At 75.8% G+C, this 21,818-nt stretch carries 2 protein-coding genes and 2 pseudogenes; all 4 read right to left on the reverse strand.

Annotation, left to right across the window (positions count from 1 at the left end):
• Positions 1-109 precede the first annotated feature (109 nt).
• Positions 110-4,273: pseudogene (locus ACZ56U_RS23420) on the reverse strand (type I polyketide synthase); the annotation flags it as partial.
• A gap of 116 nt (positions 4,274-4,389) precedes the next feature.
• Positions 4,390-11,040, reverse strand: a complete 6,651-nt coding sequence (locus tag ACZ56U_RS23425) for an SDR family NAD(P)-dependent oxidoreductase (RefSeq protein WP_469085938.1) — start codon at positions 11,038-11,040, stop codon at positions 4,390-4,392.
• A gap of 61 nt (positions 11,041-11,101) precedes the next feature.
• Positions 11,102-16,753: pseudogene (locus ACZ56U_RS23430) on the reverse strand (type I polyketide synthase); the annotation flags it as partial.
• A gap of 5 nt (positions 16,754-16,758) precedes the next feature.
• Positions 16,759-21,804, reverse strand: coding sequence for a type I polyketide synthase (locus tag ACZ56U_RS23435; RefSeq protein WP_469086125.1), 5,046 nt, complete (start codon positions 21,802-21,804; stop codon positions 16,759-16,761).
• Positions 21,805-21,818 lie beyond the last annotated feature (14 nt).

Genomic DNA, 21,818 nt, shown 5'->3' on the forward strand with positions numbered 1-21,818 from the left:
CTCCGTGGTGCGCGGGGCGGGGCGGGGGCCGAGCCGGAGGCGTCCCGGCTCGGGGGCCTGGTGCCATCGGGTCCCGGGGGCTGCGGGGCGTCCGGGTGCGCCGCGGGGCTCACCGGGGGCCGCGCAGCCAGTCGTCGACGGCCTGCGCCGTCTTGGCCGCGTGGTCGGCCTCCAGCATCGAGAAGTGGTCGCCCGGCGCGTCGGCGACGGTGTGCGGCAGCGCCCAGGCCACGCGCCAGCCGTCGTCGGCGGGGGCCGGGCCGCCCGGCGCCGCGAGGGGTTCGGTGGCGCGCACGAGCAGCGTCGGGGTGGCGAGGGCAGGGACGGTGTAGTCCAAGCCGGCGTACCGGGCCCGGGCGGTGATCCACGCCTCCGCGGTGCCGTCCCCGACCCGCGCCACCAGGTCGGCCCGTTCGACGAGGGCGCGCTGCACGGCGTCGCCCCAGCGTTCGCCGCCGAGGCCGTGCCCGCCGCCCCACGCCGGGGTGTCGAGCAGGACCAGCGCCCCGGGCGGGGTGCCGCGCCGCTCCAGCCGGGCGGTGACCACCGCGGCGACGTTGCCGCCGCCGGAGTGCCCGAGCAGGGCGAACGTCCGGCCTGCAGCCGCCCGCACGGCCGCGTCGGCCAGCACCTCGGCGAGGGCGTCGACGGAGGCCGGCAGGGGCTCGCCCTCCTCGAAGCCCGGCAGCCCGATCGCGGCGACGGCGCGACCGCCGCGGAAGCCGGAAGCCAGCCGGGCGTAGGTGTAGAAGTTCTGCTGCCAGACGAACGAGGGGAAGCAGAGCAGCACCGGCTCGTCCGGCCCGTCGCACAGCCAGGCGGTGCGCGGCGCCCGGTCGAGCCCGGCGGCGTCCGTGAACGAGGGCCGGAACGCGGCGAGCCCGGCGGTCAGCTCGTGGACCTCGCGCGCCCGGCCCTCGCGGCAGGCCCGCAGGAAGAGCCCGGCGAGCCCGTCCGGGCGGGCGACGGGCGCGGCTGCGAGGACGCCGTCGGCGAGACGGCCGGCGAGGTGCGCCGCGAGCCGTTCGCAGCTGGGGTGGTCAAGGACGGCGGTGGCCGGCAGGTCCAGCCCGGTGGCCTCCTGGAGCCGCGTCAGCAGCTCGGCCGCCGGCATGGAGTCGAGACCCAGCTCGCCGAAGTCGCGGGCGACGAGGACCTCCTCGGGGGAGGTGTGGCCGAGCACCGAGGCGACGTGACGGCGGACCAGCGCGGTGAGCAGGGCGATCCTGGCCTCCTCGTCCAGGCCGGACAGCTCCGCCACCAGTCGCTCCCGCGCGTCCGGCCGCGCGAGGTCTCCGGACGGCGGCGTACCGTACCCGGCGGCGGCCGGAGTCGGCGCCTGGGCCAGGCTTTCGGACGGGGCCTGGGCCAGCAGGGTGGGCACGACGTCGCCGGCGTCCGGGTCGGGTGCGCTGGTCAGCCAGTAGCGCCTGCCCTGGAAGGCGTACGTGGGCAGGTCGGTGCGGCGGGCCCCGCGCCCGGAGAACACCGCCTCCCAGTCGAGCGGCACCCCGTGGGCGTGCACGGCGGCGACCGCGGTGAGGGCGGTGCGGGTCTCCGGCCGGTCACGGCGCAGGGTGGGGGCCAGGACGCGGGCTCCGGCGCGGCCGCCCAGACACTCGCGCGCCATGGCGGTGAGGACGGCGTCAGGCCCCAACTCGACGTAGGCGGTGACGTGCTCGTCGGCGAGCGCCCGCATCCCGTCGAGGAAGCGGACGGTGCCGCGCACATGCCGCACCCAGTAGCCGGGGTCGGCCAGTTCGCCGGGGGCGGCGGCCCGGCCGGTGACGTTGGAGATCACGGGCACGGCCGACGGCCGGTAGGAGAGGGCGGCCGCGACCTCGCGGAAGGCGTCGAGCATGGGTTCCATGAGCGCCGAGTGGAAGGCGTGGCTGACGCGCAGCCGCTTCGTCCTGCGGCCGCGCTCCGCCCAGTGCGCGGCGACCCGGGCGGCGGCCTCGGCATCGCCGGACAGCACGGTGGAGCGGGGCCCGTTGACGGCGGCCAGGGACAGTTCGGCCTCGCGGCCGGCCAGCTGCGGAGCCAGTTCGTCCGGTGTGACCTGGAGGGCGTACATGGCGCCGCCGGGCGGCAGGTCCTGCATCAGGGCGCCGCGCGCGGTGACCAGGGTGGCCGCGTCGTCCAGGGAGAGGACGCCGGAGACATGGGCGGCGGATATCTCCCCGACGGAGTGGCCGATGAGGAACCGCGGGGCGGCGCCCCAGGACTCCCACAGCCGGTAGAGGGCGACCTGGAGGGCGAAGGTGGCGGGCTGGGTGTAGGCGGTGGTGTCGAGCAGGGCGGCTCCCCGGGTGCCCGGCGCGGCGAGGACGACCTCGTGCAGCGGGTGCTCCAGGTGCCGGTCCAGGGCGTGGCAGGTCTCGTCGAACGCCGAGGCGAACACCGGGAACGCGGCGTGCAGGCCCGCGCCCATGCCGGGGCGTTGGGCGCCCTGGCCGGTGAACAGGAACGCGGGCCGGTTCTCGGCCTCCGCCTCCCCCTCCGTGACGGCCGGGTCGGGCTCGCCGGCGGCGAGGGCGCGCAGGGCCCGCAGGGCCTCCTCCTGGCCGTCCGCGACCACGACGGCGCGCCGGGGCAGCTGGGCCCGGGTGGTGGCGAGCGAGAGGCCGACGTCGGCGAGAGGGACGCCGGTCCTGCGGGCGATGTGGTCCGCGAGCCGGGCGGCCTGGGCGCGCAGCGCGGCCCCGGTCCGGCCGGCGAGGGGCAGGGGGGTCTCGGCGGGGGCGGGGTTGGAGGCGTCTGGGTCGGCCGCCGCGGCCCGTGTCGATGCGACGGCCATGCCGGGTGCCCTACGCGCTCCGTCCGCCGCCGGGGCCTCTTGGGGATCCGGGGTCTTCCGAGCGGCCGGGCGCTTCTGCGGCTCCGGGGCCTTCTCCGGCTCCGGGGTCTCCTGGGACTCCGGGGCCTCCTCCACGATCACGTGGGCGTTGGTGCCGCTGATGCCGAACGAGGAGATCCCGGCGCGGCGCGGGCGGCCGGCGCGGGTCCACGGGACGTCCTCGGTGAGCAGCCGTACGGTGCCGGTCGACCAGTCGACGGCCGGGGTGGGCTCGGCCACGTGCAGGGTCCTCGGCAGCCGCCCCGCGCGCATCGCCAGCACCATCTTGACGAGCCCGGCGAGGCCCGCGGCGGGCCCGGCGTGCCCGAAGTTGGACTTCACGGCGCCCAGCCACAGCGGGTGCGCCGGGTCCCGGTCCTTGCCGTAGGTGTCGAACAGGGCGCGGGCCTCGATGGGGTCGCCGAGGCGGGTGCCGGTGCCGTGCGCCTCGACGGCGTCCACCTCGTGGGGCGTGAAGCCGGCGCTGTCCAGTGCCGCGCGGATCGCCCGGCGCTGTGCCGCGCCGCTGGGAGCGGTCAGGCCGTTGCTGGCGCCGTCCTGGTTGACGGCGGAACCGCGGACCAGCGCGAGGACCTGGTGGCCGTGGCGCCGCGCGTCGGACAGCCGTTCCACTACGACGGCCGCGGCGCCCTCGCCCCAGGCGGTGCCGTCGGCGGCCGCCGCGAACGCCTTGGCGCGCCCGTCGCTCGCCATGCCGCCCTGCCGGGTGAACTCCACGAGCAGCGCCGGTGTGGGCATCACCGACACGCCGCCGACCAGCGCGAGCGAGCACTCGCCGGCCCGCAGCGCGTGCACCGCCTGGTGCAGGGCGACAAGGGAGGAGGAGCAGGCGGTGTCGACGGACACGGCCGGGCCCTCCAGGCCGAGCGTGTACGCGATGCGCCCGGAGGCGACGCTGGTGACGTTGCCGGTCATGGAGTAGCCCTGGACCTCGGCGGGGACGTGGGTGACGTCGGAGCCGTAGGCCGCGTAGGACACGCCGAGGAAGACGCCGGTGGGGCTGCCCTTGAGGGACAGCGGGTCCAGGCCGGCGTGTTCGAACGCCTCCCAGGAGACCTCCAGCATCACCCGCTGCTGGGGGTCCATGGCGAGGGCCTCGCGGGGCGAGATGCCGAACAGTTCGGCGTCGAAGCGGGAGACATCGGCCAGGAACCCGCCCTCGCGCGCGGCGGAGGCGGCGGGGCCGCCGTCGGCGGTGCCGAGGAGGGCGTCGAGGTCCCACCCCCGGTCGTCGGGCAGCGGGGACATCATGTCCCTGCCGTCCGCCAGGCGCTCCCACAGCAGGTCCGGGGACGTGGCGCCGCCCGGGAAGCGGCAGGCCATGCCCACGACGGCCAGCGGTTCCGACGCCGCGGCCACCAGCCGCCGGTTCTGCTCGCGCAGCCGCTCGTTGTCGGTGAGGGCCGCGCGCAGGGCCTCGATGATCTGTTCGGTGGAGGCCATCGGTCACTCCCTCTCTGTGGGGCGCTCGGCGCGCCGTTCCTGATCGGCGGGGATGCGGCGGTGTCCCGTCGCGGGCGGCGTCCGGTTCACGAACCGCTGCTGCCGAGGGCGGCGCGCACCAGGTCCTCGACGTCCATCTCGGCGATCGCCCCGGCGTCCCGGTCGGGAGCGGGCTCGGTGCCGGGCGCCGGGTCCTCGGCGAGCCCGAGCAGCGGGTCGAGCAGCCCGCCGGCGCGCAGCCGGGCCAGCGGGACGGTGGCGAGCAGGGCGCGCACCCGGGCCTCCTCCGGGTCGGGGCCGTCCGCGGCCGCGGCGGCCGCGTCGGGGGCGAGTTCCTGGTGCAGGTGCCCGGCGAGTTCCCGGGGCGAGGGGAAGTCGAAGACGAGGGTGCTGGGCAGGGTGAGGCCGGTGGCGGCGCCGAGGCGGTTGCGCAGTTCGACGGCGGTGAGCGAGTCGAGGCCCATGTCCTTGAAGGCCCGCTCGGCGCCGACGGCCTCGGGTCCTGCGGCGCCGAGCACCGCGGCGACGTGGCCGCGCACCAGGTCCTCCAGCAGGAGCCGCTGCTCGTCGGCGGGCAGACCCGCCAGCCTGGCCTCGAGCGAACGGGCCTCGACGGCGGCGGTCCCGGCCCGGGCGGCCTGGCGGGGCGCCTGCCGCCGGCCGCCGCCGAGCAGGCCGCGCAGCATCGCGGGGCCGGGGCCCGTGGACGCGCCCGCCCGCAGCGCGGAGACGTCGAGCCGGGTGGGCACGAGCAGGGCCTCGCCCGCGCCGAGGGCGGCGTCGAACAGGCGCATGCCGTGGGCGGCGTCGATGGGCAGCACCCCGGAGCGGGTCATCCGCTCCACGTGCGAGCCGTCCATCCGCCCGGTGAGCTCGCTGGTCTCGGCCCAGTAGCCCCAGGCCAGGGAGACGGCGGGCAGACCGGCGGCGCGGCGGTGGTGGGCGAGGGCGTCCAGGAAGGTGTTGGCGGCGGCGTAGTTGGCCTGGCCCGGGTTGCCGAGGACGCCGGCGCCCGCGGAGTACAGGACGAACGCGGCCAGGTCCTCCTCGCGGGTGAGCTCGTGCAGGTGGACCGCGGCATCCGCCTTGGGCCGCAGCACCTCGTCGAGCCGTTGCGGGGTGAGGGAGCCGAGGACGCCGTCGGCGGTGGTGCCCGCGGCGTGCACGACAGCGGTGAGCGGGCGGTCCGCGGGTACGGAGGCCAGCAGGGCGGACAGCGCGTCGCGGTCGGCGGTGTCGCACGCGGCGACGGTGACGGTGTGCGCGCCGAGCGCGAGCAGGTCCTCGCGCAGGCCGTCGGCGCCGGGTGCCTGCGGGCCGCGGCGGCCGGCCAGCAGCAGGTGCCGGGCGCCGTGGGCGGTGACCAGATGCCGGGCGAGGATGCCGCCGAGGGTGCCGGTGCCGCCGGTGACGAGCACGGTGCCGTCGGGGTCCGGGGGCCGGGGGACGGTGAGGACGAGCTTGCCGGTGTGCCGGGCCTGGCTCATGAACCGGAACGCCTCGGGGGCGCGGCGCACGTCCCAGGTGCGCACGGGCAGCGGCCGCAGGACGCGCCGTTCGAAGAGCCGGACGAGGGTGCCGAGGATCTCGGCTATGCGGTCGGCGCCGGCGTCGATGAGGTCGTAGGGGCGGTAGGTGACGCCGGGGTGCCGCTCGGCGACCTCGCCCGGGTCGCGCTGGTCGGTCTTGCCCATCTCCAGGAACCGGCCGCCGCGCGGCAGCAGCCGCAGGGAGGCGTCGGTGAACTCGTGGGCGAGGGAGTTGAGCACCACGTCGACGCCGCGCCCCCCGGTGGCGGCGCGGAACGTGCCCTCGAAGTCCAGGGTCCTGGAGGAGGCGATGTGGCCGGAGTCGAAGCCCATCCGGCGCAGGGTCTCCCACTTGCCCTCACTGGCGGTGGCGTAGACCTCGGCGCCCCAGTAACGGGCGAGCTGCACCGCGGCCATGCCGACGCCGCCGGTCGCGGCGTGGACGAGCACGGTCTCGTCCTCGCGCAACCCGCCGAGGTCGGCGAGGCCGAACCAGGCGGTGAGGAACGCGGCGGGCACCGCCGCCGCCTGCTCGAAGCTCCAGCCGCGCGGGACGCGGGTGACCAGGCGCCGGTCCACGACGCAGACGGGCCCGAACGGGTCGGGCAGCAGACCCATCACCCGGTCGCCGACGGCGACGCCGGTGACGCCGGGGCCGATCTCGGTGACGACGCCGGCGCCCTCGCTGCCGAGGCGTTCCTGGGAGGGCACCATACCGAGGCCGACCAGGACGTCACGGAAGTTGACGCCGGCGGCGCGCACGGAGACCCGGACCTGGTTGTCCGCGAGGGGTGCCAGCGCCTCCGGGTGGGGCAGCAGCGCGAGCTGGTCGAGGTCGCCGGGACCGGTGGTGTCCAGGCGCCAGGCGGCCTCGCCGGGCGGGGGGACGAGGAACGACCCGGCGGGGGTCCTGGCGAGGCGGGGGACGCGGGCGGCGCCGAGGCGCAGGGCGAGCTGGGTCTCGTCCGCGGCGAGGGCCGCCCTGACGGCGGCCGCGGTGCGGGCCCTGGACTCGTCGCGCCCGTCGAGGTCGACGAGGAGGAACCGGCCGGGGTGCTCCATCTGCGCGGAGCGCAGCAGGCCCCACACGGCGGCGTGCGCCAGGTCCTCGACGTCCTCGCCGGGCCCCGCGGCCACGGCGCGGCGGGTGACGACGGCGAGCACGGATCCGTGCAACCGGTCGTCGGCCAGCCACTCCCGGGCGGCGCACAGCACGCCCTCGGCGGCGCGGCGGACGGCGGCGGGCAGGCCCTCCGCGGCGACGACGGCGGGGTCCGGCACGCAGGACAGCACCGCCACCTCGGGAGCCGACTCACCGGACGCGACGGCGGCGGCGAGCTCGGCGGGGCCGCTGTGGGCGCCGCCGAGCACCCCGGCGCCGCGCAGGGCGGGCACCAGGCCGTGCCCGTCGGCGCCGAGCACGGCCCAGCCACCGCCGGACGGGGCAGTGGCGTCGACGGGCAGCGGGACCCAGTCGACGTGGAACAGCGCGTCGCGCAGGTCGTCGCCCGCGCCACCGGCGGGAAGGGGACGGAACACCAGGCGCCCGACCGTGGCCACGGGGGCGCCCTCGGCGTCGGCGAGGGTGACGGTGACCGCGTCGTTCCCAGCGGCGCGCACCCGCACCCGCACGGCGGTGGGGCCGACGGCGTGCAGGGTGACGTCGTGCCAGGAGAACGGCAGGTGGGTGCCCTCGCCGAGGAAGCCGCCGAAGCCGATGGCGTGCAGGGCGGCGTCCAGCAGGGCCGGGTGCACGCCGAACCGGGCGGCGTCCTGGTGCAGCTCCGGCGGCAGCGCGGCCTCCGCGTAGACGGTGTCGCCGAGCCGCCAGGCGGAGCGCAGCCCCTGGAAGGCGGGGCCGAACCGGTAGGCGCCGCCGGGGACCGGCTCGTACATCCCCGCGGTGTCCAGGCGTTCCGCACCGGGCGGGGGCCACGCGGTGAGCGCCTCGCCATCGGCGGCGGGCCCGGTCGGGGCGAGGAGCGCGGTGGCGTGCCGGGTCCAGGGGTCGCCGTCCGCGGCGTCACCGGGGCGGGCGTGCACGGTGAGGGCGCGCCGTCCGGCGCCGTCGGGGGCGTCCACCTCCACCTGGACGTGGACGGCGCCGCGTGCGGGCACGCTGAGGGGGCTCTCCAGGGTCATCTCGGCGAGGAGGCCGCAGCCGGTGCGCGCGGCGGCCTCCAGGGCGAGCTCCGCGAACGCGGTGCCGGGCACCAGGGCGGTCCCCCCGACGGCGTGGTCGGCGAGCCAGGGGTGGGTCTTCAGCGACAGCCGTCCGGTGAGCAGCAGCCGGTCGCCCTCGGCGAGCCGCACGGCGGCACCCAGCAGGGGGTGCCCCACGGCGGTGAGGCCGAGGTCGCCGGCGTCGCCCGCGGTGCGGTACTCGGCCTCCAGCCAGTAGTGGCGCCGCTGGAACGGGTAGGTGGGCAGGTCGGGGACGCGGCGGGCGCCGGTGCCCGCGAACACGGCGTCCCAGTTGACGGGCAGTCCGCGTGCGTGGCCCTCGGCGAGCGAGGTGAGGAAGCGCTGCGGGCCGCCCTCGTCGCGGCGCAGGGAGCCGAGCGCGACGGCGTCGGCGCCCGCGTCGTCGAAGATCTCCTGCAGGCCGACGGCGAGCACCGGGTGGGCGCTGCACTCGACGAAGAACCGGATGCCGCCCGCCAGCAGGCCGCGCACGGTCTCCTCGAAGCGCACGGTCTGCCGCAGGTTGGTGTACCAGTACCCGGCGTCGAGCCCGGTCGTGTCGAGCGGGCCCGCGGTGACGGTCGAGTGGAAGGGGATGTCGCCGCCGCGCGGCTGGATGTCGTGCAGGGCGGTGAGGACCTCGTCGCGGATCGCCTCGACGTGGGCCGAGTGGGAGGCGTAGTCCACGGCGATACGGCGGGCCCGCACTCCGTCCGCCTCGCAGGCGGCCAGCAGCTCGTCGAGGGCTCCAGGGTCGCCCGAGACGACGGTGGACGACGGGCCGTTGGCGGAGGCGATCCCGATGCGGCCCTCCCAGCGGGCGATGCGCTCGACGACGCGCCCCGCGGGCAGCGGCACGGACACCATGCCGCCGCGTCCGGACAGGTCCCCGGCAATGGCGCGGGCGCGCAGGGCCACGACCCGGGCCCCGTCCTCCAGGGACAGCGCCCCGGCGACCACGGCGGCGGCGATCTCGCCCTGGCTGTGCCCGATCACGGCGGCGGGCTCCACTCCGGCGGAGCGCCACAGCGCTGCCAGGGACACCATGACGGCCCACAGCGCCGACTGGACGACCACCACGTCGTCCAGCGACGCGGCGCCCTCTCCGCCGCGGACGGCGTCGATCACCGAGCAGCCGGTCCACGGCCGCAGGGCGGCGTCGCAGGCGGTGAGCCGCTGCGCGAACACCGGGGAGGACTCCAGCAGCCCAACGGCCATGCCCTGCCACTGGGAGCCCTGACCGGGGAAGACGAACGCCACACGGGCGGCGCCGGGCCGCGCGGTGCCGGTCACCACCCCGGCGGCGGGCTCGCCGCGGCGTACGGCGTCCAGGCCGGCGAGGGCGGAGGGGTGGTCGCCCGCGAGCACCACGGCGCGGTGTTCGAGGGCGGCGCGCCCGGTGGCCAAGGACCAGCCGATGTCGGTGGCGGGCACCTCGCCGCGCCGCTCCACGAAGGCGGCCAGACGCTCGGCCTGCGCGGCGAGGGCGGCCTGCGACCGGGCGGACAGCACCCAGGGCACGACGGGCAGCGCGAGCGGGGCGCGGGCAGGGGTGCCGCTCCCCTCGCCGCCGTCCACGGCGCCGCCTTCGCCCTCCGCGTGTATCGCCGGGGCTTTCCCGGCGGACTCGGCGCCGTCGCCCGGCTCCGGGGCCTCCTCCACGATCACGTGGGCGTTGGTGCCGCTGATGCCGAACGCGGACACGCCGGCGCGACGCGGGCGGCCGTCGCGCTTCCACGCCACGGGCTCGGTGAGCAGCGCGACCGCGCCGGTGGACCAGTCGACGTGCGTGGAGGGGCGGTCCACGTGGAGGGTCCGCGGGAGCAGCTCGTTGCGCAGCGCCAGGACCATCTTCATGACCCCCGCCGCGCCGGCGGCGTGCGCGGTGTGCCCGAAGTTGGACTTGACCGAGCCGAGCCACAGGGGGCGGTCCGGGTCCCGGTCCCTGCCGTAGGTGGCGAGCAGGGCGCGCGCCTCGATGGGATCGCCGAGGGTGGTGCCGGTGCCGTGCGCCTCGACCGCGTCCACGTCGGCGGGCGTCAGCCGGGCGTCGGCGAGGGCGTCGCGCACGACCCGCTCCTGGGAGGGGCCGTTGGGGGCGGTGAGGCCGTTGCTTGCGCCGTCCTGGTTGGCTGCGGTGCCGCGGATCAGGGCGAGCACCGGGTGGCCGTTGCGCCGCGCGTCCGACAGGCGTTCCAGAAGCAGCAGCCCGGCGCCCTCAGACGGCCCGAAGCCGTCGGCGGCGTCGGCGAAGGCCTTGCAGCGGCCGTCGGGTGCCAGGGCGCGCTGCCTGCTGAACGCGATGAACCCCTGCGGCGTCGGCATCAGCGCGACGCCCCCGGCGAGCGCCATGGCGCACTCGCCCTGCCGCAGCGACCGCACCGCCAGGTGCAGCGCGACCAGGGAGGACGAGCAGGCCGTGTCGACGGTGAGGGCGGGCCCCTCCATGCCGAAGGAGTAGGCGACCCGGCCGGAGATGACGCTGGCGAACGAGCCGACGCCGGTGTACCCCTCCAGGCCCTCCGGCACGTACTGGTGGCCGGTCACGTAGTCGACGGTGGCGGCGCCCACGAAGACGCCGGTACGGCTGCCCCGGACGGAGCGCGGGTCGATGCCCGCCCGTTCGAACAGCTCCCACGAGGTCTCCAGCAGCAGCCGCTGCTGCGGGTCCATGATCAGCGCCTCGCGGGCGTTGATGCCGAAGAAGTCGGCGTCGAACTCGCCCGCGTCGTGCAGGAAGCCGCTCTCGCGCACGTAGTTGCGGCCCTCGGCGTCCGGGTCCGGGTCGTACAGAGCCTCCAGGTCCCAGCCCCGGTTGTCGGGGAACGGGGAGATGGCGTCGCCGCCGGACGCCAGCAGCTCCCACAGGGCCTCCGGGGTGTCGGCGGAGCCGGGGTAGCGGCAGGCCATGCTGACCACGGCGACCGGCTCGGGCTCCTCCAGCTCCTGGATGCGGCGGCGCGCCCTGCGCAGGTCGGCGGTGGCCCGCTTCAGGTAGTCCCGCAGCTTGTCTTCGCTGTTCATCGGCTGTCACACCCATCCATGGCCGGGTTCCTCGGGTCGCTGTGTCGGGGGCGGGCCGTGGTCACGGCGTGTCCAGTTCGTCGTCGAGCAACGCGAACAGCTCGCTGTCGGTGGCGTCGTCCAGTTCCTCGTCGCCGCCGTCGGCAGGCCGGGCCGCGCCGGACCACCCGGCCAGCAGGGCCTGGAGCCGTTCCCTCACCCGGGCGCGGGTGGCCGTGTCGCCGTCGGGGACGGCGGCCAGGGCCTCCTCCAGCCGGTCGAGCTCCGCCAAGGCGGGCGGTGCCGCGGTCGCGGGCGCGGGGGCGAGCAGGTCGAGCAGGAGGGCGGCGGTCGCGTTCAGCGTGGGGTGGTCGAAGACCAGGGTGGCGGGCAGGGTGAGGCCGGTGGCCGCGCCAAGCCGGTTGCGCAGCTCCAGCGCGGTCAGCGAGTCGAAGCCGATCTCCTTGAACGGACGGTCGGGCTCGATGGCCTCCGGGGTGCCGTGGCCCAGCACGGACGCCACGTGGGCGCGGGTCAGCTCCACCAGCCGGTGCAGTTGCTCGTCCCGGGTGAGCCCGGCGAGCCGGGCCGCCCAGTCCGGCTCCTGCTGAGCGGCGCCGGGGGCGGACACGGCCCGCTTCCTGGGGGCCGCCTTCACCAGGCCGCGCAGCATCCCGGACAAGGTGCCGGCGGCGGCGCGCGAGCGCAGGGCGGCCGTGTCCAGGAGCACGGGCACCAGCAGCGCCTCGTCGGTGCCCGACGCGGCGTCGAACAGGGCGGTGCCCTCGTCGGGGGACAGCGGCAGGATGCCCGCGCGGGCGAACCTGGCCGTGTCCGCGCCTCCCGCCATGTCGCTCGCCCCCGCCCACAGTCCCCAGGCCAGCGACCGGCCGGCGAGACCCGCCGCCCTGCGGTGCGCGGCGAGGGCGTCGAGGAAGGCGTTGGCGGCCGCGTAGTTCGGCTGGGCGAGGCTGCCGAGCACACCGGACGCGGAGGAGAACAGCACGAACGCGGCCAGGTCCAACTCCCGGGTCAGCTCGTGCAGGTTGACCGCCGCCGTCACCTTGGGCGTGAACACGTGCTCCACGTCGTCCGGTGTCAGGGCCTCCAGGGGCCGGTCGGCGAGCGTCCCGGCGGCGTGCAGCACGGCCGTGAGCGGCCGGTCGGCCGGAACGGAGGCCAGCACCCGCGCCAGCGCCTCCCGGTCGGCGGCGTCACACGCCTCCACGGACACCGACGCCCCGAGCGACGACAGCTCGCGCTCCAGTCCCTCGACGCCGTCCGCGTCGCGGCCGCGGCGGCTCAGCAACAGCAGGTGGCGCACGCCGTACTGCTTGACCAGGTGGCGGGCGAGCACCCGGCCGAGCGCGCCGGTGCCGCCGGTGATCAGCACGGTGCCGTCGAGGTCCCAGTCGGCCGGGGCCGCGGCGGGCGCGGCGGACGCCGGGCGGATCCTGGGCACGAGGACCACACCCGCGCGCAGGGCCATCTCGGACTCACCCGAGGCGACGACGGCGGGCACGGCGTCCGGGAGCACCGCCAGCGAACCGTCGTCCCCGTCCAGGTCCAGCAGTCCGAACCGGCCCGGGTGGGCGGCCATCGCGGAGCGCACCAGGCCCCAGGCCGCGGAGTGCGCCAGGTCGCCCACGCCGCCCCCGGGACCGGCCGCGACCGCGTCCCTGGTCACCACCAGCAACCGCCCCCCGGCGAACCGCTCGTCGGCGAGCCAGCGCTGAACGACCGCCAGCAGATCCGTGACCGCGTCCAGGGCACGCCGTGCCACAGCGCCGTCCCCCGACGGAGCGGGGCCGCCGTGGGACACGACGGTCAGCTCCGGCAGCGGCAGCCCCGCTTCCACGGCCTCGGCCAGCGCGTCCAGGTCGTCGTACGTCTGCGGGTACGCACCCGCCTCCTCCAGCACGTCGGCCACCCCGACCGGGTCGGCGCCCAGCACCACCCAGTCGGCGGTCTGCCCGGGTGCGGGCACCGGCGTCCACTCCACCCGGTACAGCGCGTCCCGGGCACCGTCCGCGGCACGACGCAGTTCCTCGGGGGCGACCGCGCGCTCGGCCACCGCCGCCACCGTGCCGACCGGACGGCCCGACGCGTCGCCGAGGGTCACCGTCACGGCGCCGTCGTCCGCGGGCCGCACGTGCACCCGCAGCTCCGTGGCCCCCACCGCGCGCAGCGACAGCCCCGACCAGTCGGTCCACAGCACCCCGGCGCGCTCCTCCAACCGGGCCGGCTGCAACGCGGCGTCGAGCAGCGCCGGATGGATCCCATACCCGGCGGCCCGCCTCTCCTGGTCCTCGGGCAGGGCCACCTCGGCATACATCTCCCGGCCGTGCCGCCACACCGCGCGCAGCCCCCGGAACGCGGGACCGTAGCCCTGCCCGGCGTCGGCCATCCGCTGATGGAAGTTGGCGACGCTCACCGGCTGCGCCCCCGAGGGCGGCCACTGCGCGAGCCGTTCGACGGCCCCGGACCCGTCATCGCCGGTCTCCCCGGCGCCGTCGGGAACCAGCCGGGCGGTGGCGTACCGCACCCACGGCGTGGCATCCTCCGACGCCTCCGGCCGCGCGTGGACGGCCAGTTCGCGCCCGCCGTCCTCGTCGGGCGCGCCGACGGACAGCTGGAGCTGCACCCCGCCGCTGTCCGGCAGCACCAGCGGCGCCTCCACGGTCAGGCTCTCGACCACCTCGGCCCCGGCCCGCTCACCGGCGTGCAGGGCGAGCTCCGCGAACGCGGCTCCGGCGAGCACCGGTGTGCCCTGGACGACGTGGTCGGCCAGCCAGGGGTGGGCGCGCAGCGACAACCGTCCGGTCAGCAGCAGTTGGTCGCCACCCGCCACCTCGACGGCCGCGCCCAGCAGCGGATGGCCCGCGTCGGCGAGCCCCAGCCCGGCAGGGTCACCGGAACCGGCGGGGCCGGACTCCAGCCAGTAGCGCTGCCGTTGGAAGGCGTAGGTGGGCAGGTCGAGCCGGTGGTCGGCGCCGGTGCCGGCGAAGAGGGCGTTCCAGTCGACGGTGAGTCCACGGACGTAGCCCTCGGCGAGGGACGTCAGGAACCGCTCGGGTCCGCCTTCGTCACGGCGCAAGGTGCCCAGCGCGACCGCGGTCTGGGCGTCAGCGTGGTCCTCGAACGTCTCCTGCATACCAACGGTCAGAACCGGGTGAGGGCTGCACTCCACGAAGTAGCCAAAACCGTCCGTCAGAAGCTCGCGGACGGTCGCGTCGAAACGCACCTCCTGGCGCAGGTTCGTCACCCAGTACGTGGCGTCCAGGCCGCTGGTGTCGATCACCGACCCGGTCACCGTCGAGTAGAACGGCACCTGAGCGGGACCGGGTTCGATGCCCTGAAGAGCCTCGATCACCTGCTCCCGGATCGACTCCACCTGGGCCGAGTGCGACGCGTAGTCCACCGCGATGCGACGCGCCCGGACCCCCTCCGCCTCACACGCGGCCATCAACTCGTCCAGCGCATCGGGCTCACCCGAAACGACCGTCGAGGAGGGCCCGTTGACGGAGGCGGTCGATATTCGCTCACCCCACGCGGCGATCAACTCCCGCGCCTGGTCCGCACCCACGGCCACGGAGACCATGCCGCCATTACCGGACAGGCTCTCCGCGATGGCCTGCGCCCGCAGCACCACGACCCGGGCGCCGTCCTGGACCGACAGCCCACCCGCCACGACAGCGGCGGCGATCTCACCTTGCGAGTGCCCGATCACCGCACCCGGTTCGACACCCACCGAACGCCACACCGCCGCGAGCGACACCATCACCGCCCACAACGACGCCTGCACCACCACCACGTCATCCAGCGACGCAGCCGTCGGCAGACCCCGGACCACATCGGTCACCGACCAGTCCACCAACGGCGCAAGAGCCGCCTCACACTCCCCCAGCCGCTCCCGGAACACCGGCGAGGACTCCCACAACCCCGCCCCCATCCCCACCCACTGCGACCCCTGACCCGGGAACACGAACACCACTCGCGGCGCGCCCGGCAGTACCGCGCCCGGCACCACGTCGGCCGTGGGGACGCCCTGGCCCAGGGCGGTGAGCGCGGTGCGGATGCTCTCCGCGTCGGTCGCCAGCAGGACCGCGCGGTGGTCGAGGGCGCCCCGGGAGAGCGCCAGGGAGGCGCCCACGTCGAGCGGCGACGTGCCGGGGTGGTCGTCCAGGTACGAGGAGAGGCGGGCGGCCTGGGCGTGCAGGGCCGCCGTCGTCCGGCCGGACAGCGGCCAGGGGACGGCGCCGCCCACCAGGCCGCCCGGACGCTCCCCGGTCGAGGTGCCGTCACCGGCCGCCTCGCCGGTCCCGTCGGTGTCGGGTGTCCCCGTGTCCTCGGGGGCCTCCTCCAGGATGAGGTGGGCGTTGGTGCCGCTGATGCCGAACGCGGAGACGGCGGCGCGGCGCGCACGGCCGCCGGGGGTGTCCCACGGGCGGGCCTCTGTCAGCAGCCGCACCGTTCCCGAGGACCAGTCGACCTGCGGGGTCGGGGTGTCCACGTGCAGGGTGCGGGGCAGTGAACGGTGCCGCAGCGCCTCGACCATCTTGATCACGCCAGCCACGCCCGCGGCGGCCTGGGTGTGGCCGATGTTGGACTTCACCGAGCCCAGCCACAGCGGGTGCTCCGCCGGGCGGTCCTTGCCGTAGACGGCGATCAGGGCCTGCGCCTCGATGGGGTCGCCGAGGGTCGTGCCGGTGCCGTGGGCCTCGACGGCGTCCACGTCGGCCGGGGTGAGCCGGGCGTTGGCGAGGGCGGCCTCGATGACGCGCCGCTGGGCGGGGCCGTTGGGGGCGGTGAGGCCATTGCTGGCGCCGTCCTGGTTGACCGCCGAGCCGCGGATGACGGCGAGGACCCGGTGGCCGTTGCGCCGGGCCTCGCTCAGTCGTTCCAGGAGGACCAGGCCGGCGCCCTCGGAGAAACCGGTGCCGTCGGCCGCCTCGGCGAAGGCCTTGCATCGGGCGTCCGCGGCCAGGATCTGCTGCCTGCTGAACTCCACGAACTCCATCGGGCTCGGCATCACCATCGCCCCGCCCGCCAGGGCCAGGCCGGTCTCGCCGGCCCGCAGCGACTGCACCGCCCAGTGGAGCGCCACCAGGGAGGAGGAGCACGCCGTGTCGATCGTCACCGCGGGCCCTTCCAGGCCGAACGTGTAGGCGACCCGCCCGGAGACGACGCTGTTGGCGGACCCCGTCATGGTGTAGCCCTCGAGACCGTCCGGGATCTGCTCCACGTCGGCGCCGTAACCGGTGTAGGAGGCGCCGACGAACACGCCGGTGTCGCTGCCGTTCAACGAGAACGGGTCGATGCCCGCCCGTTCGAACGCCTCGTAGGAGCACTCCAGGACCAGCCGCTGCTGCGGGTCCATCGCCAGGGCCTCGCGCGGGGAGATCCCGAACAGGCCGGCGTCGAACGCGGCGGCCCCGGCCACGAAGCCGCCCTCGGGTGCCAGTTCCTTGCCCTCCGGGTCCGTCAGCCGCAGGCTCTCCAGGTCCCAGCCGCGGTCGGTGGGGAACCCGGAGATGGCGTCACCGCCGCCGTCGACGAGCCGCCACAGCCCTTCGGGGGACTCCGCGTCGCCGGGGTAGCGGCAGGCCATGCCGACGACGGCCACCGGCTCGTGGTCCCGTTCCTCGACCGAGCGCAGGCGGCGCTGTGTGCGGCGCAGGTCGGTCATGACCTTGTTGAGGTATTCCCGGAGTTTCTTTTCGTCGGTGGTCATGTCGGCTAGGCCCCCAGTTCGCGGTCGATGAGGTCGAACATCTCGTCGTTGCTGACGGTGGAGAACTCGGTGTCCCCGGAGTCCTCTCCGGGTGCCGTCGCGGGGGCGTCTCCGCTCACCGTCCACAGCAGCCGCTCCAGGCGTTTGGCCATCCGGGCCCGTGCCTCCCCATCGGCCGGCGCGGCGGCGAGCGCGGCCTCCAGGCGTTCCAGTTCGGCGAAGCCGGGAGGGACGCCGTCGGCGTCGGTCAGGCCCATCTCCTGCCGCAGGTGACGGGCCACCGCCTCCGGGGTCGGGTGGTCGAAGACGAGCGTGGCCGGCAGGCCGACGCCGGTGGCGGCGCCGACCCGGTTGCGCAGTTCCACGGCCATCAGGGAGTCGAACCCCAGGTCGCGGAAGGGCCGGTCGGGTGCGACGGCGTCGCGCGCGTTCCCGGTGAGGGTGACGTGGCCCATGACGACGCCCGCGTGGGAGCGGACCAGCTCCAGCAGCTCGCGCTCCTGCTCGGCCCGGGGAACCCCGGCGAGCCTGGCCCGCAGCCCGCCGGCCGCCTCGCCGGCCGTGGCCGGGTCCTCGTCCCCGTCACCGCCGCCCCGGGCCAGCGCCCGCACGGCTTCGGGGATCTCGGAGAACAGGGCGGTGGGCCGCTTGGCGTGGAAGACCGGGGCGAAGCGGTCCCAGCGCAGGTCGATGAGGACCGCGGTGGTCTCGTCGCGGTCGAGGATCCGTTCCAGGGCGGCCGAGGCGGGTTCCGGCTCCATTTCGTGGATGCCCTCCAGACGGCCGCGGGCGCCGACGGCCCCGGCCGCCATGCCGGTGCCGGCCCAGGTGCCCCAGGCCACGGAGGTGGCAGGCAGTCCTTCGGCCCGGCGCCGCTCGGCGAGGGCGTCGAGGAAGGCGTTGCCGGGCGCGTAGTTGCCGAGCGCCGGAAGACCGAAGGTGGCGCCGAACGAGGAGCAGAGCACGAACGCGGACAGGTCCCTGTCCCGGGTCAGCTCGTCCAGGTGGAGCGCGCCCTGCGCCTTGACCCGCAGCACGTGTTCCATCCGCTCCGGGGTCAGCGAGTCGATCACCCCGTCGTCCAGTACGGCGGCGGCGTGGACGACGGCGCTCAGCGGCTGGTCTGCGGGGAGGGCCGCGAGTACGGCGGCGAGGGCGTCCCGGTCGGAGACGTCGCAGGCCACCAGGGACACCTTCGCCCCTGCCGCGGTCAGCTCCTCCGCCAGTTCTGTGGCGCCGGGCGCCTCGGGGCCGCTCCGGCTGACCAGCACCAGGTGCTCGGCGCCCGCCCGCGCCAGACGACGCGCCAGATGACCGCCGATGCCGCCGGTCCCCCCGGTGATCAGGACGCTGCCGCGCGGCCGCCACTCGCGCACCGACGGAACCCCCGTGGCGCGCGCCCGCACCAACCGGCGGACGTACACGCCGTGGCCGTCCCCGCGCACGGCGAGGTGGTCCTCGTCGGCGGGTCCGGAGAGCGCGGCCGCCAGCCGGGCCACCTCGGTGTCACCGGCGTCCTCGGGCAGGTCGACCAGGCCGCCCCACAGCAGCGGGTGCTCCAGCGCCGCGACCCGGCCGAGGCCCCAGACGTGGGCCTGCTCCGGACGGGTCAGCGGGTCGGACGCGCCCGTGGACACCGCCCCCCGGGTCGCGCACCACAGCCGGGGCGGCACGGGCATCCCCTCGCCCACCTCGACCATCGCCTGTACCAGCGCCACGGTCGCGGCCAGCCCCGAGGGAACGGCCGGGTAGGCCGGGTGCGGGACGTCATCCAGCGCGAGCAGGGACAGCACTCCCCCGGGCGACACCTCGCCCGCGTCTTCGGCGAACGCCTGGCGCAGCGCCTCCGCGCACCGCCCACGGTCGGCGCTCTCCAGGTCCACGACCAGGCGCGTCACGAGGGCGCCCGACCGTTCCAGGGCGCGCACGCAACCGGCGGCCCAAGGATCGTCCGCGTACCCCTCGGGAACGACGACGAGCCAGCGCCCCCGCGGTTCCGGGCCGGCCGGGAAGCGGGCGGGCCGCCACACCACCCGGTAGCGCCACCCGTCGGACTGCGACTCCTCCTGCCGGCGGCCGCGCCAGGACGACAGGGCGGGCAGCACTCCGCTGAACGGCTCGTCGGCGGGCACGCCCAGCTCGGCGGTCAGCGTGTCCAGGTCTCCAGCGTCCACGGCGGCCCAGAACCCGGCGTCCGCCTCGTCCGACTCCCCCTCACCCTGCCGGAATGCCGCTCCTGGGGGCTCCTCCAGCCAGTACCGCTGCCGTTGGAAGGCGTAGGTGGGCAGTTCGACCCGCCGGGCGCCGGTGCCGGCGTAGAGGGCGTTCCAGTCGACGGTGAGTCCGCGGACGTAGCCCTCGGCGAGGGACGTCAGGAACCGCTCGGATCCGCCTTCGTCACGGCGCAAGGTGCCCAACGCGACCGCGGCCTGGGCGTCGGCGTGGTCCTCGAACGTCTCCTGCATACCGACGGTGAGCACGGGGTGGGGGCTGCACTCCACGAAGTAGCCGAAGCCGTCTGTGAGCAGCTCACGGACGGTCGCGTCGAATCGCACCTCCTGACGCAGGTTCGTCACCCAGTACGTGGCGTCCAGGCCGCTGGTGTCGAACACCGAACCGGTCACCGTCGAGTAGAACGGCACCTGAGCGGGGCGGGGTTCGATGCCCTTGAAGGCGTCAACGACCTGGTCCCGGATCGACTCCACCTGGGCCGAGTGCGAGGCGTAGTCCACCGCGATACGACGCGCCCGTACCCCCTCCGCCTCACACGCGGCCGTCAATTCGTCCAGAGCACCCGGCTCACCCGAAACCACCGTCGACGACGGGCCGTTGACAGACGCGATCGATATTCGCTCACCCCACCGGGCGATCAACTCCCGCGCCTGGTCCGCACCCACGGCCACGGAGACCATCCCGCCGTTGCCGGACAGGCTCTCCGCGATGGCCTGGGCCCGCAGGACCACGACTCGGGCGCCGTCCTGGACCGACAGCCCACCCGCCACGACAGCGGCGGCGATCTCACCTTGCGAGTGACCGATCACCGCACCCGGTTCGACACCTACCGAACGCCACACCGCGGCGAGCGACACCATCACCGCCCACAACGACGCCTGCACCACCACCACGTCATCCAGCGACGCAGCTGACGGCAGGCCGCGCACCACATCGACCACAGACCAGTCCACCAACGCGGACAGGACAGCGTCACACTCCGCAAGCCGCTCCCGGAACACCGGCGAGGACTCCCACAACCCCGCCCCCATGCCGAGCCACTGGGACCCCTGACCCGGGAACACGAACACCACCCGGCCCGGCTCCCCAGACACCGCCCCCGACACCACACCAGCCGACGGCACACCCTCCGCCACCGACCCCAACACCTCCACGGCAGCATCCCGGTCACCCGCCAAGACCACCGCACGGTGCTCCAGAGCCGACCGCGTCTCCACCAGCGAACGCGCCACATCCGCGACCGCCAGAGCAGGACGCTCCGCGACGAACCCCGCAAGCCGCCCCGCCTGCGCACGCAGCGCCGCATCCGAACGACCCGACACCACCCACGGCAACACACCCGAAACCAGACGCGGATCACCGGAAGACTCCTGCGCCCCCTCCAGCTCCGGCGCCTCCTCCAGGATCACGTGCGCGTTCGTCCCACTGATGCCGAACGCGGACACGCCCGCTCTGCGGGGCCGGTCGGTGTGGCCGGTCCAGTCGACGGGTTCGGTGAGCAGGCGGACCGCGCCGGACGACCAGTCCACGTGGGGCGTGGGGGCGTCCACGTGGAGGGTCCTGGGCAGGACGCCGTGCCGCAGCGCCTCCACCATCTTGATCACCCCGGCCACGCCCGCCGCAGGGCCCGAGTGGCCGAGGTTGGACTTGAGGGAGCCGAGCCACAGGGGCCGGTCCTGGGGGCGCTCCTTGCCGTAGGTCGCCAGCAGTGCCTGGGCCTCGATCGGGTCGCCCAGCGTCGTCCCGGTGCCGTGGGCCTCGACGGCGTCCACGTCGGCCGGGGTGAGCCGGGCGTTGGCGAGGGCGGCGCGGATCACTCGTTCCTGGGCGAGGTCGTTGGGGGCGGACAGGCCGTTGCTGGCGCCGTCCTGGTTGATGGCGGAGCCGCGGACCACGGCGAGCACGGGGTGGCCGTTGCGGCGGGCGTCGGAGAGCCGTTCCACGAGGAGCACACCGGCGCCCTCGGACCAGGTGGTGCCGTCGGCGGCGGCCGCGAAGGCCTTGATCCGCCCGTCCGGGGCCATGCCGCGCTGGCGGCTGAACTCCACGAAGGCGTCCGGCACCGGCATGACCGCGACACCGCCCGCCAGGGCCATGGAGCACTCGCCGTCGCGCAGGGCCTGCACGGCGAGGTGCAGGGCGACCAGGGACGACGAGCAGGCGGTCTCGACGCTGACCGCCGGCCCTTCCAGGCCGAGGGTGTAGGCGACGCGTCCGGAGGCGACGCTCGCCATGGTGCCGGTGACGACGTACCCCTCGACGGACTCGGGGGTCTCCCGCAGCCGGGTGACGTAGCCGGAGGTGACGATGCCGGTGTAGACGCCGACCTGGGCGCCCTTCAGGGTGAGGGGGTCGATGCCGGCCCGTTCGAAGGCCTCCCAGGAGGTCTCCAGCATCAGGCGCTGCTGGGGGTCCATGCCCAGCGCCTCGCGCGGGGTGATGCCGAAGAAGGCGGGGTCGAAGTCGGCGGCGTCGTGCAGGAACCCGCCTTCCCTGACGTAGCTGGTGCCGCGGTTCTCCGGGTCCGGGTGGTACAGCGCGTCGAGGTCCCAGCCGCGGTCGGCGGGGAAGGGCGTGATGGCGTCCCGCCCTTGGTCGACCAGCTCCCACAGCCCCTCGGGGGAGTCGGACCCGCCCGGGTAGCGGCAGGCCATGCCGACGATGGCGATCGGCTGCCCGGCGGCGGCCTCGGCCTCCCGCAGACGGTGCCGGGTCTCGCCCAGCTCGGCGGTGACCCGCTTGAGGTAGTCGCGGAGCTTCGCCTCGGTGCTGCCGTTGGACATCTTCCCCAGAACTCCTTCGCAAGCCGTTCGAGCGATTCCGGCGCGGGTGC

It is taken from the genome of Streptomyces sp. NPDC034103 (genome assembly GCF_055575395.1).

Excerpts from the sequence above, each read along its gene's own strand:
- ACZ56U_RS23425 (WP_469085938.1), bottom strand. The coding sequence starts at position 11,040 with ATGAACAGCGAAGACAAGCTGCGGGACTACCTGAAGCGGGCCACCGCC.